Here is a 12574-nt window from a genome sequence, read left to right on the forward strand (position 1 = left end):
GGAAGGAGGCGGAATGAAGAATCGGCGACATAGGCACCGACTGGCGCTGGGGTTTCTCCTGCCAGGGCTTCTCGTCTTGTCGAGTTCGGGCTGCGGTACCAGTCGTGGGGAAGTGGGCGCACGGTCCGCAGGACGGGTCGACTCGGGGATGTACAAGGGCTGCACCGACGGGCGGAGCCTGAAGGAGGTCGAGCGGACTTACGGCCTCGTGATCCCGGAGGGAGTCGAGAATCTGCGCTTCTGTGATCAGGAGGACTGGTCAGGTTCCGACGGAGAAATGCAGTTCGATACCTCCAGAACGGGCCTGGATAAGTTTCTCGCGGAATCCGGCCATGCGAACCTTCAGTTCGAGAAGATCAGCTCATCGGGACTGGAGAGTGACTGGCAGAAGATTCCGCAAGGAATTTCGATCGACGGCGGCGTCTACGTGAACAGGATACGTGGATGCGACAATTCCATCAGGGTCGCTGTCCAGAAGATGAGACATGAAAAGGTGCGAGTGTATGTCGACATGGACTGCGCCTCGTAACTGACCCGAGGGTTGCGGCTCGGCCTCCGTGGTCGACTAGCCTCGAACTCTGGTGACGGCCCGCCGGTGGCACCGGCGGGCCGTCATTGCTTGGTTTCGACCATTTCTGTCGATAAGGCCATGGACGAAGGCCGTCGGCGAAGCTGACGCCTCACCGAAGGTGACGTCGTGCCCGGATCGGAAGGTCTGACGAGGGTGACAAGACAACGGTGGCGTTCGGCATCAAACTGTGGCACAAGTACGGCGCCGCCCTCACCCAGGAGCAGTTCCACTCCGAACTGGTCAACATGTTCGGGGAGCTTCAGGGGGCTGGGTGTAACCAGCACCGTTGGGCTTCCTGAGCCCGATGCATCACTCGCCGTGGAGGCGGCCGGCTCTGTTCCGGCTGCCTCCACGGCACCTCTTCCGGTGGAAGGCCGCACTTGAGAACGGATGAAGTGCTGGGCGTCCCCGAGAAGAAGGCCGTGCGCTACAGCGCAGGTGCCTGGCTCCTCGGCATCGCCCTCTTCCTGGTGACCGGGTACGTGACCGCGCTGCTGCTTTTCAGTACCTGGGTGAACTGCGACATCGGCGCCAACAACCCTTACCAGTTGGTGCTGCTGGTGGCCGTGTCGACCGGCATGGCGTTCGCCTCGACACTGCTGTGGGCCCTCATGCGCAAGCTCACCGGTAGCCGGGGCCTGCAGAAGCCCCTCGCGCTGACGGTGCTCGCCGTTGTGGTACTGCTCTGGCCGGTGCTGGCGGTCTGGTACGTCTCACCTGGCCACCCCGACAGCGTGTGCGAATCCGGCGGCACACCCCTGATGTGGCCGGCCTGGTTGCCCGTGTAGGGGGTGGCCCCGGCGGACGGGTGCTCTGGGGTGACCGAGGCGAGCTGCACGGTGGACAGCTCTGGCCGGGCCTTGATCGGGTGGGTCAGCCATTCAAGGGCACGTCCGGCACGCTCCGGGTGCCGGCAGACGGGAAGGAGGGCGACAGGGTCGGCGGTCGCAATCACGGTGGCCGCGTCGACCTCGGCGGAGGCGAGGCGGCAGGCGACCTGCTCCTCGATGTCCCCGCTGAGAGGGTCGGGCCAGGCGGATGTGAGCGCGGCCAGAGCCAGGTCGGTGAGGCGCAAGGCCAACTCCAGGACGTCGGCGATCCCGAATCCGACTGCCGCGCAGAGGCGTTCGTCGGTGGCAAGGCCTGTGAGCTGCAGGCTGCGCAGAACGAACAGAGGGTGGGCGAGCTGCCCGGGATGAACCAGGAACCCCTCATCCGCGAGGTGATGGCGTACACCGGCACGCAGGTTGCTGGGGTGGCGGCCCGTGAGGACTCCGCGTCCCGGAGCTGCATCCGCAACGGCCTTCACCAGGCCGGGCAGGTCTTCAGCGCCGGCGGGCGTGCCGATGCGACGCGGAGTGCGCAGTACGCGGGTGAACATCAGCAGCAGGTGGTCCTGGAGGCGCTGGCAGTCGGGCGAGGTGAGCGCGGCCTGCAGCAGCACAATGAGTGAGTCGGTGGAGTACGGGGCCAGGGCGCGGTCGAGGGCCTTCCACTCCACGCGGCGGTGTGCGGCGGAGGTGACAGACGTGTTCGATGGCATGGTGCGCTTCCTGCTCTGGCACCTGGCTGATCCGACGGGCCAGTCTCGCAGGCCGTCCGCATAGCGTAGGGCGGGTTTAGACGTCATCTCATTTGGCGTGTTGGGTAGCCTGCTGGCGTGGGAATCGTGGAACGGCTGGTGCCGGACGAGTTGTGGGAGCTGTTCCAGCGGGTGGTGCCGGAAGCGCCTACCCGGCCTCAGGGTGGCGGCCGGCGTCGACACGGTGACCGGGAGGTGCTGGCTGCGATCGTGTTCGTGGCCACCTCGGGCTGCACGTGGCAGCAGCTGCCGTCCGCATCGTTCGGGCCGTCGGGAGCAACGGCTCACCGGCGCTTCGCCGAGTGGACCAAGGCCAGGGTCTGGGCCAAGCTGCACCGTCTGGTCCTCGACGAACTCGGCGCCCGCGGTGAGCTGGACTGGTCCCGCTGCGCGATCGACTCGGTGAACATGAGGGCCCTGAAAAAGGGGACCTGACAGGCCCGAATCCTGTCGACCGGGGCAAGTACGGCTCGAAGATCTACTTGATCACCGAGCGGACCGGTCTGCCCCTGTCCGTCGGAATCTCGGGAGCGAACCTGCACGACAGCCAGGCGCTGATCCCGCTGGTGAAGGGCATACCGCCAATCCGCTCGCGGCGCGGACGTCGACGACGCAGGCCGGGAAAGCTCCACGCCGACAAGGGATACGGCTACGACCACCTGCGGCGATGGTTACGCGAGCGGGGCATCACACATCGCATTGCCCGCAAGGGCATCGAGTCCACGACCCGCCTGGGCCGGCACCGATGGAGCGTGGAACGCACGATGTCCTGGCTTGCCGGATGCCGACGACTGCACCGCCGCTACGAGCGCAAAGCCGAGCACTTCCTCGCCTTCACCAGCATCGCCTGCACCCTCATCTGCTACCGCAGGCTCACCAAATGAGATGACGTCTTATTGATCGCCCGCTCCACCGTGTTGCGCTTCTTGTACCGCGCCGCATCGAAATCACAAGGCCGCCCGCCGCGTGAACCCCGGCGCAGGCGGGCTGCCTTGTGGGCCTTCTTCTCCGGGATCACGTGCCGGATGCCGCGACTGCGTAGGTAGGCGCGGATCTTGCGGTTGCTGTATGCCCTGTCCGCGCTCACGCTGCAGGGGGTGCGACGTGGACGACCGCGTCCCTTGCGGGGCACGCGGATCTTCTCCGTGACCGGTTCGAACTGGGTGCAGTCCGCCCGATGTCCCGGCGTGATAACCATCGACACCGCCCTGTACTGGACCGGTGGCAGATCGCACCAGCCAGCAGAGGCATAGACCCGCCCCACCGTCGAGCCCCGAACACGCAGCAGTCCCCTGACCAGTACAAACCCACGCCAGCCCAGACACCACCACCAACACCACCGTTGTCAACGAACCCCGAACAACTGCAGGCCGGACGCCCAGCATCACCGCCTCCAGCGGCCGGGCGAACGGCGAGTCCGTCGAGCAGATCCGGCCCGACCTGATCATCCGCACCGGCAAGCGCAAAGGGCCAGAACCCCTCCCTGGCCAGCATCGACCGGGCACTCGCCGAGCACGAGAAGGCCCAGGCATACCCCGAAGCCGTCGAAGCGGCCCACGCCGACTTCGCCGCACTGCAGAACCTCGCTCGGCCCGGCAGAGCGTGCGTCACTCGTTGTGCACTACCTCGGCAATCGGCAGCCGTGCCGCCTTGCGGGACGGGAGCAGCGCGCCGAAGACGGCGATGAAGACGCCGGCGGCGCCCCGCCGGGCGACGAGGACCTCGACCGCCTCACCCAGCGCGGACGGGAGGTCCTGCCCCTCACCGCCCGGGTGGGCGACGGCGCGTCGGCTGGTGTGAGCCTCCGGGGACGGACCGAGTCGGGTGTCAGCGTGGGCGGAAGAGGTAGGCGAGGTTGAGGACCACCAGTCCGGCCCAGGAGATGAGCAGCGCGGTGGTCCCGCCGGGAGTGAAGGTTGTTGCGACGGTGCCGAGGATCAGTGAGAGCAACAGGACCCTGAGCTCCGCCCTTCGGTCGCGGACCACAGCTCGCTGAAGAGGGCCGGGCTCCGCCAGCCGCTCGGCGCACACCTCGTCGAACGACGCGGCGACGCGGTCGTCGATCCGGTCCCCGAGCCGTTCGACGAACAGGTCCACGATGGCGTTCTCGCCCCCGCCTTCCGGGCGCTCGGCGGGCTGGGGGCGTTTTGCCGGTGCCGGGGGTTGCTCGGTCATCGTGGTCTCCTCCAGAGGTGTGGGCGGGGGCGTGGCGGCAGCACCCGCAGTGACATCGGGTCGGCGATGGTGGGGCGGACGATCGTGGCCGGGGAAGCCGGGGCGGCAGGAAGCGGTGGCCAGCACGACGCACAAGGCCGCCATCGGTAGTTCCGCGACGGCGGCCATCGCGATCGCTGCGGCGAGTTCGGCTCCGGGGGCAGAGGTGACGATGTCGAACCAGGCGTCGACGATCAGCAGCGCGGCGGTTGCCGCCGCGGTGAGCGGGTGCCGAGGATCCCGGCGCAGCAGCAGTGCTCCGGTGGCGGTGAGGCCCAGGGCCTCCAGCGCATCCAGCCCCACCCACGCGGCCGACCAGTGCGGGACGCTGGGTGCGGTGGGCAGCGCGGCCGCCAGCACCAGCAGCCAGGGCAGCAGCGCGAGGCCGCACCCGATCAACGCCGTGCCGGGCCACCGCCTCCTGTCGATGGTGCCTTGCTCTCGCAGCACAGCGGTGCGCGACAAGAAGAGCACGTCCGCGATGGCGGCGGGCAGCGCGTCCGCAGCGCCGCAAGCTGCCGGATCGACGTAGGCCATGGGGCTGCGTCTCCTCCCGGATGCGGGCTTGTGTGCCGTACATGGACAAGCTTTCCTGCGGCGGGTGCGCGCGTCGGTAACGCGAAGGTCCGACTTGGGGCTGGTACTGGCTTCACCATCGATCCGGATGCACGGTGCATGGCATGTGCGTCACCAGGCGTTCTACCGTCGAGTCATGAGGAGTTCCCGGACGCTGCGACGCGCATTACTTCGAGCGCGACGGGACACCAGCTTCGTGGCAGCCGGGATTCCGCTGCACCTTGCCCTGACTCCGCTGTGGGTCTGGGGCGTGACGATCGTCGTGAAGGCGAACGCGTGGGCTGTGGTCCCGATACCGTTCGCGCTGTTCCTCGTCGGCGTTCCGGCGCTCACCGTTGTTCAACGACACCGTTATCGAGCGTTGCTCGGTGTGGACGTCCCCCGGCTGACGCCGACGCCGGAACGATGGTGGCCGAGGCGTGCCCTGCGGTGGCTGTCCTCGGCCCAGACCTGGCGGCAGGTCGGATACCACCTCCTGCTCGGGCCGTTGCTGGCTGCTCTGGAACTGCTGGTGCTCGCGGCGTGGGCCGTGGCGGTGGCGGGTGCCACCGTCTTCGGGTGGCTCTGGGCGCTGCCGGTGGACCGGGCGTTTTTCTACACCGTCGGCGGCGTCTACACCGTCGGCGGCGTCGTGCTGCTGTGCAGCGCCCCCTGGCTGGCCGGGGCGACGGCCCGGACCGAGGCCCGGCTTGCGCCGACGCTGCTGGGGCCGAGCCGGAACGAGCGGCTTCGGCAGCGTGTCGAGCACCTGGTCGAGAGCCGCACCGACCTGATCGAAGCCCTCGACGCCGAGCGCCGCCGCATCGAACGCGATCTCCACGACGGCACCCAGCAGCGCCTGGTCTCCCTTGCGGTCAATCTCGGACTGGCCAAGGCCACTCTCACCGACCTGCCGGACGATGCCCGTACGGTGATCGACGCGGCGCACCGGGAGGCGAAGGAGGCCATCGCCGAACTCAACGACCTTGTACGGGGGTTGCACCCCGCGGTTCTCGAAGACCGAGGGCTGGACGCTGCGTTGTCCGGCCTGGCCGCCCGGGTACCGTTGCCGGTACGTCTGCGCGTCGGCATCGGAGAGCGAGCAGCGCCCGTCGTGGAGTCGGTCGCCTATTTCGTGGTCTCCGAGGCGCTGACCAACGTGACCAAGCACGCCCGTGCCACCCGCGCGGGGGTGACCGTCGAACGGATCGGGAAGGTGCTGCGCGTGAACGTCACCGACGACGGGATCGGTGGCGCCGACGCCTCAGCCGGCAGCGGGCTCGGCGGACTGGCCAAACGCGTCGGCTCCGTCGATGGATCCTTCCGCATCAGCAGCCCCGCCGGGGGCCCGACCACCATCACCGCGGAGCTGCCGTGCGAGCTGTGATCGCCGAGGACTCGGTGCTGCTGCGCGTGGGGCTCGTCAAAGTGCTCGAGATGGCCGGCTTCGAGATCGCAGCCGACGTGGGTGACGCGGACGCCCTGTTGACCGCGGTCGAGCAGCACCGGCCCGAACTCGCCCTGGTCGACGTCCGGATGCCACCGGGCTTCACCGACGAGGGAGTGCGTGCCGCGCTGGTGATCCGCCGCCAGTGGCCCCGGACGGCGGTGGTTCTGCTCTCGCAGTACGTGGAGGAGCGGTACGCGGCCGATCTGCTGACCGCCCACACCAACGGGGTCGGCTACCTGCTCAAGCAACGTGTCGCCGACGTGGAGGAGTTCATCGCCGCGGTACGGCGGGTCGCGGACGGCGGCACAGCGCTGGATCCCGAGGTCATCGCCCAGTTGCTGCTGCGCCGCCACAGCGACCCGTTGGAGCGGCTGACACCGCGGGAACGAGAGGTGCTCGCGCTGATGGCCGAGGGACGCTCCAACGCGGGGATCGCCGAGGCACTGGTGGTCAGCGAAAGCGCGGTCGCCAAGCACATCAACAACATCTTCGCCAAACTCGACCTGCCCGCCGCCGACGCCGACCACCGGCGCGTCCTCGCCGTGCTGCGATTCCTCGGGGTGCCCCCGAACTGACCGCCTACGGGAGAGTGCCGATGGCCGACGACGCGAGCGCGACTGTACGCCCAGCTTGATGCGCCCGACGAGCCGTCGTTCGACGACTATGTGCCCGAGCCGTACGAGCCGGGAAGCGACTGAACCGCACCCCTGCCGAGTATTTGAGGACGGCACGCTGCGACGAGTCTTCGGCAACTGCCGCGTTGTTCCCGGCTCGGGGGAACGATCCAGTCAACGGCCCAAGCCCCACACGAGGCGGACTTCAGACGGGACGATGATCCAGTGTCCGGGGCTATTAACGGCAGTCCCAGACACGCTCTACCTCTGCGGGCTGCGGCCACGGTGCCGCGGAGTTCGTACACCGCCCGACGGGGCACCCTGGCACGGGTGGCGATCTCGCTGTCACTGCGGCCCCAGCCGATCGCCGCCGTGACCAGATGCAGGCGCTCCTGGCGGGGCGTCTCCAGATTCCTGTCCACGGCGTCCGTCGAGTTCTCCCACTCGGCGATGTCGGCGCCTACGACCGCCAGCCGGTCCCAGCCTCGGTCGCGCAGCTGCTCCCGGTCATCAAGGAGATGGCCCTGCTCTACGGTGGCTAGTGACCGTTGAGTTACTTCCTTCGCGCCGGCCGTATCACCCGCTTCCGGCTCGTGCGCGGACGTCCCGGTCACCATCGCCTGGGGCACCAAGGACCGTCTGCTCCAGAGCGCCGCCGGATCAAGCGTGCGGCGAGCTAGGGGTGCAGGCGGGCGGTCAGGTGGGCGAGGATCTCGTCCCTTGCCTTCAGTGTGGGGTGGCCGTCCTTGTCGACGAGGTGGGCGGTGGTGACGCTGTGGGGGGGTCCGACGACGTCACGGAAGAACGGGGGCGGGTCGGTGTTGGCGGCGCCGCCCGGTAGGACGCGGCCGTCGAAGGCGTCGCCGAGCAGCGCCCGGTAGGCGGCAAAGCGCTGGCCGGTGCACCAGCGGTCGTTATCGAATCGGTAGGCAAGGACTGTGAGCCCGTCGCGCTCGACGCGATCCTGGACGGCGCGGGCGTCCTCGTCGCTGAGCTCAAGCCCCGCGGGGTCGTCCAGGGGCAGCGACGGGTGGTTGACCACCGGCGCGATGACGGACGGCTCCAGCGTCATGGTCAGGGCGAAGTTGCCGGTGAAGCACAGACCGATCGCGCCGACTCCCGGTCCGCCGCACTCGCCGTGCGCCTGCCGCGCGAGGCCGCGCAGCCACGCGGTGACGGGGCTGGTGCCCTCCCCGGCGAACGCACGGAACTCGGCGCTGACGCACGCGCGGCGGACGACTTTCTCCCCGTCCTCGGCCGTGGGGTAGGCCCCATCGAGGCCGAACAGCGAGGGGACGTACACGGTGAACCCCGCGTCCCTCACCCACCGCGCCAGCCGGAGAACGTCCGGGCTGATGCCGGGCATCTCCGGCATCAGTACGACACCAGGTCCGGCCCCCGAGACGTACACCGTCTTCACCACCCCGTCAACGTCCACCCGCCGGCGGGAGAAGTCCGTGATCGCGTCGTCAAGACGTCCGTTGGCTGCGTTCATGGGGGCAAGCCTGGACTGCCGCTCCCTTGGACTGGGAGAGGCCGGATCGCCATTTATAAAGGTAATCTCGCCACGGACGAGGAGGCGGATATGAGCGCGTTGCGGGTCGGGGTGCTGGCCTATCCGGGGTGCTTCGCGTCCGAGGTGTTCGGCGTCCCCGATCTCCTGACGATGGCCGCGCACATCGCCGGCCCGGACCGCGACGGCTACGAGGTGTCGGTCGTCTCGCCCCGCCGTCGCGTCGCCGCATCCGGTGGCGCTGTGCTGGCCGTTTCTCCGCTGCGCGACGTCGATGTCCTGGTCGTGCCCGGCTTCGAACTGGCGCCCGGCCTTGATGTGGGCGTGAAACTGGCGTCGCTGGCCCCCGAGATCGCGGCGATCCGCTCCCATGCCGCCGCGGGCGAGGCCGTCGTCGCGATCTGCGTCGGGGCATTCCTGCTGGCCGAGGCGGGCCTGCTTGAGCGGCGGCGGGCGACGACGGCGTGGCTCTTCGCGGACGAACTGGCACGGCGCTGCCCGGACGCCGACGTCCGGCCCGAACTGATGGTCGTCACCGACACGGGAGTGACGACGACCGCCGCCTTCAGCGCCATGTACGACTTCGCGCTGGAGCTGATCCGCGGCCATAGCGGTGCCGGCGTGGCGCGAAAGACCGCGCGGGTGGCGCTCATCGACGACGCACGATCGTCCCAGGCCCCCTACGTCGACGCCGGGCTTCTCCCGCAGCCGGGGAACGAGTTCTCTCGCAGGGTCATGCGGTGGCTCGACCAGAACCTCGCCGCCCGGTACGACCTCGCCGCACTGTCGCAGGCCTTCAACGTCAGCGCCCGGACGCTGCTGCGCCGCTTCGCGCAGGAGACCGGACAGAGCCCGCTGGAGTACCTGCAGACCACCCGCGTCCGCCGCGCCCGCCACCTCCTGGAGACCACGGACGGCACCGTCGCCGCCATCGCCGTCACGGTCGGCTACCGGGACTCCGGCACCTTCGCAGCCCTCTTCGCCCGGCACACCGGACGACGCCCGCGTGACTACCGCACGGCCTTCCGGCGCCGCACGGCCTTCCGGCGCCGGACGGGCTGACAGGCGAAGGCCGGCGCGGCGAGGTGCGCGCGGGCCCACCGTCCAATCAGCCAGTGACCGCAAGGTCAGCCGGTGACCGGGGTCGGGGCGGGAGCCTCACCGGGCGGAGCGGCCGGCGAGGACGGGGTGCCCGGGGCGGACGGCCCTTGATGTAGACGCAGATCCGCACGTTACGGCCAGGGCGGGGAGGCTGATCGTCTTAGAGCGAGCGCAGATAGGCGCGATGCTGGTACCCCGGCAGCGAGACAGGCGCATGTCGTGGCGATCATGGAGTTGCGACGCTCTGTGATCACGGGAGAGACCTGTGCCCGCGCTGCCATCATGGCTGACCGAACCACTCGGGGACCAGTTCACGGCCCTGCTGCCCGAGCGGCCGGAGTACCACCCTGACCTCGGCTGCCACCGTCGGCGCATCAGCGACCGGATCGTCTTCGACAAGATGCTGCAGCTGCTGCGCTTCGCCTGTTCTTACGAGGCAATCGCCGACACGACCTGCTCGGCCACCACGATCCGCACCCGCCGCGACGAGTGGATACGACTGCGCCTCTTCGCCCAGCTCCAGCAGATCGCGCTCGACTCCTACGACCGGATCGTCGGCCTCGTCCTCGACCAGATCGCCGTGGACGGCTCCATCACCAAGGCTCCCGGAGACGGCGAGGTGGCCGGGCGTTCCCCGGTCGACCGGGCAAACAGGGCCTGAAACGCTCAGGCATGACGGACGGACACGGCGTCCCCCTGGGGCGTGTCCTGGCCGGCGCCAACCGCCACGACTCCCCGCTGCTCGCCCCCACCCTCGACCGCCTGGACGGCCTCGGGCCGTTACCCGACGACATCACCGTCCACCTGGACGCCAGCTACGACTCCGACAAGCCCCGCACCCTGCTCGACGAACGCGGGCTGCACGGACGCATCGCCAACTTATCGGCATCGAAATCACCCGACCCCGCCGGCCACGGACCTGAAGCGGCGACCTGCGCAAGCCCGGGCCACACATCCCGCTTCGTCACACGGCCCAACCGTCCCCTCGGCTCCCAAGCTCGCCTAATGTGCCCGCATGACCTCGACAGAGACGCCCTCGGTGGTGCTGCACGGCAGACGCCATGCCTCCGCCCGACTGCGAGACGGGGTGGTGCTGCTGAAGACGGACGGCGTGCGGCGCCAGATACCGCTGACGGCGATAGAACGAGTCGACGTTCACGGCGCAAAGGGCCGGCGGCTGACCATCGTACTGACGGGCAACAAGCCCGTGGCCTACCACCTTCGGTGCCGCAGTGCCCCCGCCGTGCACGAATTCGCGCACGCCGTCCGCCGTGCACTGCCCGTACGGGACGCCGACGAACTGCGGCCCAACGGGGCGGAGCTGGTGACCGAGAAGCCGCTGGAGCGGGCGGCACCGAACCGGGCCCGTCTGCTCTGGTGGGGCCTCGGCGGCGGATACGTGCTGGTGCTCGCCCTGCTGCTCGTGAAGGGGCTACTGGTGACGGGCGCCACGGGGGTGGTTCCGGGGGTCTTTTGGGCGGTGGCCCCCTCCTGATCGCCGGCGGGGTGGAAGGCGTGCGGGCCGGGTGGCAGGTGTTCCGGGAACCGTGGGTGCTGCGTACCCGGGGGATCACCGTCGAGGGAGAGCTACAGGGGACCCACTGGCACGAGGGCGGCAAGCAGTACTACTACGCGTACGTCGACCGTCACGGCGTACGGCGTGAGTGCAAGAGCTCGGACGGAGGTGCCGAGCGGGTCGAGATCACGTACGACCCCGTGAACCCCAATGCCGCCACGGTCGGTCGCCGCACGACGGGATGGCTCGTGTTCGGTGCGGTACTCATCCTGCTGGCGGGCTCTGTGCTGCTGGCCGGTGTCGCGTTCGCGGTGGTGGGGGTGGTGGCGGTGGCCATCTGAACCTCGGCCAGGAGCCCGCAGGAGATGCCCTCCGCACTCTCTGCTGTGGGGTGACGGCCAGATCGTCCGAATCAGTGACCTGCGAAGTTCGGGTCTCGCCGACCACCGCGGCCTCGGCCCCGGCGACGCCCCACGGGGTGGGGCAGCCCGTTCCACGTGCCTTCGGGCAGCGTCGCGGTGGAGGCTTCCGGGGTGCGGATCGGCGCGCCGATCCGGCTTGCCGGGCCGGGCCTGTACTGGGACCAGGAACCCGGTCCAGACGGCCGGCGGCAGCCTGGCCGAGCTGCGTGCCTACCGGCCCCGCCGTGGCCGGTAGGCCGGGGCGGCGGGCCCGCGATCAGGGCTGGATGGAGACAGCGAGGAGGCCGGTGTCCCGGCCGGGCGATGGATGAGCCGGGGCCTAGCCGTCCTCGGCCTGGTGGCGGGCGCCGTCGTTACCGAGGCTCAGCTGCGGAACCCGTTTGAACACACCAGGAATGCGCCCCAGGTCCGTGCTCGTCTGACCGGGTGTGGTGCACAGCAGGTTTCCCCGGACCGGGCGGAGACCGAGTGCCACCGGGTCCAGATATGCAACGTCTTGGACACCATTGGGTGTCTTGTTCGTATAGCCATGCCGGGCATGGAACCTTCATGCTCGGCAGCTCGGTGTGGGCTGTGGCACCGGGTGGCGGTGACCGGTTCTGGATCGTGGACGCGACCACGACCGGTCCGGCCGAGCAGGCATACCAGTTCGACCGGGCGGCGCCCGCCTACCCGTGCGTGCTGCTTCCCGGTACCCCCTCGGTGCTGGTCGCCGTGGCGGTGTGGTCCGGGCCGCCGCCCGGGGCGACGCCGAGGGGCAGCCCGTTCTACGTGCCCTCGGGCACCGCCGCACTGGAGGCGTCCGGGGTACGGATCGGCGATCCGATCCCGCTCGGCGGACGGAGCGGTGGCCATCCCAACGTTGGCTCAGAACACCCGAGCGGGCGTGGTGTTGTCGCTGTGGGAGCAGGAACCGCCTCCCGCGGCCACCGGCCGGCTGTTACTGAGGTTTTCGGGTTGTCGTCGGGTGGTGACGGTTCATGATCCCTGCGGTATGCCGGTGGGGTGAGGTATCCGGAGGGTGGGGGCCTGACCG

General features: G+C 69.4%; 12 protein-coding genes and 1 pseudogene. 10 read left to right on the plus strand and 3 right to left on the minus strand.

Features of this window, described 5'->3' with window-relative positions:
• Positions 1-13: 13 nt before the first annotated feature.
• The 4 genes from ACIPM1_RS31955 (at position 14) to ACIPM1_RS31970 (ending at position 3037) form a co-directional block, all read left to right on the plus strand.
• A complete protein-coding gene (locus tag ACIPM1_RS31955) occupies positions 14-529 on the plus strand; it encodes a hypothetical protein (protein WP_402440595.1) in 516 nt (171 codons plus the stop codon).
• 422 nt (positions 530-951) lie between these two features.
• The gene (locus tag ACIPM1_RS31960; protein ID WP_402440597.1) at positions 952-1359 is read left to right on the plus strand and encodes a hypothetical protein; all 408 of its coding nucleotides are present in this window, start codon (positions 952-954) and stop codon (positions 1357-1359) included.
• Between the two features lie 20 nt (positions 1360-1379).
• Positions 1380-2024: a hypothetical protein gene (locus ACIPM1_RS31965; protein ID WP_402440599.1), complete on the plus strand. Its 645-nt coding sequence runs from the start codon at positions 1380-1382 to the stop codon at positions 2022-2024.
• 213 nt (positions 2025-2237) lie between these two features.
• A protein-coding gene (locus ACIPM1_RS31970; protein WP_402440615.1) for an IS5 family transposase occupies positions 2238-3037 on the plus strand; the annotation gives its coding sequence in 2 pieces (ribosomal slippage) (positions 2238-2573 and positions 2576-3037; 798 coding nt in all).
• Here ACIPM1_RS31970 and ACIPM1_RS31975 read toward each other — a convergent pair.
• Positions 3016-3351: a transposase gene (locus ACIPM1_RS31975; protein WP_402440617.1), complete on the minus strand. Its 336-nt coding sequence runs from the start codon at positions 3349-3351 to the stop codon at positions 3016-3018. The two genes, ACIPM1_RS31970 and ACIPM1_RS31975, sit on opposite strands and share 22 nt — an antisense overlap.
• Positions 3352-3980: 629 nt before the next feature.
• Positions 3981-4904 carry a hypothetical protein gene (locus tag ACIPM1_RS31980; protein WP_402440601.1) on the minus strand — a complete coding sequence of 308 codons (924 nt, stop codon included), beginning with the start codon at positions 4902-4904 and terminating at the stop codon, positions 3981-3983.
• Positions 4905-5079: 175 nt separating this feature from the next.
• On the opposite strand from ACIPM1_RS31980, the gene ACIPM1_RS31985 reads away from it, so the two are divergent.
• Both ACIPM1_RS31985 and ACIPM1_RS31990 read left to right on the plus strand, forming a co-directional pair.
• Positions 5080-6309 carry a histidine kinase gene (locus ACIPM1_RS31985; protein WP_402440603.1) on the plus strand — a complete coding sequence of 410 codons (1230 nt, stop codon included), beginning with the start codon at positions 5080-5082 and terminating at the stop codon, positions 6307-6309.
• On the plus strand, positions 6297-6947 hold the full coding sequence (locus ACIPM1_RS31990; protein ID WP_402440604.1) for a LuxR C-terminal-related transcriptional regulator: 651 nt from the start codon (positions 6297-6299) through the stop codon (positions 6945-6947). Before ACIPM1_RS31985 ends, ACIPM1_RS31990 begins: the two co-directional genes overlap by 13 nt.
• 715 nt (positions 6948-7662) lie before the next feature.
• Here ACIPM1_RS31990 and ACIPM1_RS31995 read toward each other — a convergent pair.
• Entirely contained in the window at positions 7663-8481 is an 819-nt protein-coding gene (locus ACIPM1_RS31995; protein ID WP_402440606.1) for a dienelactone hydrolase family protein, read from the minus strand.
• 90 nt (positions 8482-8571) lie between these two features.
• Here ACIPM1_RS31995 and ACIPM1_RS32000 point away from each other — a divergent pair, with 90 nt between their 5' ends.
• From ACIPM1_RS32000 to ACIPM1_RS32015, 4 genes and pseudogenes are all read left to right on the plus strand, one after another.
• A complete protein-coding gene (locus tag ACIPM1_RS32000; RefSeq protein WP_402440607.1) occupies positions 8572-9561 on the plus strand; it encodes a GlxA family transcriptional regulator in 990 nt (329 codons plus the stop codon).
• A 304-nt stretch (positions 9562-9865) separates the two neighbouring features.
• Positions 9866-10476 (plus strand): annotated as a pseudogene (locus tag ACIPM1_RS32005) (transposase); the annotation flags it as partial.
• 139 nt (positions 10477-10615) lie between these two features.
• Positions 10616-11095, plus strand: coding sequence for a hypothetical protein (locus ACIPM1_RS32010; RefSeq protein ID WP_402440619.1), 480 nt, complete (start codon positions 10616-10618; stop codon positions 11093-11095).
• Positions 11096-11151: 56 nt separating this feature from the next.
• Complete coding sequence (locus ACIPM1_RS32015; RefSeq protein WP_402440621.1) at positions 11152-11457, plus strand: DUF3592 domain-containing protein; 306 nt, start codon at positions 11152-11154, stop codon at positions 11455-11457.
• Positions 11458-12574: the final 1117 nt, after the last annotated feature.

The organism is Streptomyces sp. NPDC086766 (assembly GCF_044746005.1).
Taxonomy (GTDB): Bacteria; Actinomycetota; Actinomycetes; order Streptomycetales; family Streptomycetaceae; genus Streptomyces.

Excerpts from the sequence above, each read along its gene's own strand:
- ACIPM1_RS31955 (WP_402440595.1), top strand. The coding sequence starts at position 14 with ATGAAGAATCGGCGACATAGGCACCGACTGGCGCTGGGGTTTCTCCTG.
- ACIPM1_RS31975 (WP_402440617.1), bottom strand. The coding sequence starts at position 3,351 with ATGGTTATCACGCCGGGACATCGGGCGGACTGCACCCAGTTCGAACCG.
- ACIPM1_RS31980 (WP_402440601.1), bottom strand. The coding sequence starts at position 4,904 with ATGGCCTACGTCGATCCGGCAGCTTGCGGCGCTGCGGACGCGCTGCCC.
- ACIPM1_RS31985 (WP_402440603.1), top strand. The coding sequence starts at position 5,080 with ATGAGGAGTTCCCGGACGCTGCGACGCGCATTACTTCGAGCGCGACGG.
- ACIPM1_RS31995 (WP_402440606.1), bottom strand. The coding sequence starts at position 8,481 with ATGAACGCAGCCAACGGACGTCTTGACGACGCGATCACGGACTTCTCC.
- ACIPM1_RS32000 (WP_402440607.1), top strand. The coding sequence starts at position 8,572 with ATGAGCGCGTTGCGGGTCGGGGTGCTGGCCTATCCGGGGTGCTTCGCG.
- ACIPM1_RS32010 (WP_402440619.1), top strand. The coding sequence starts at position 10,616 with ATGACCTCGACAGAGACGCCCTCGGTGGTGCTGCACGGCAGACGCCAT.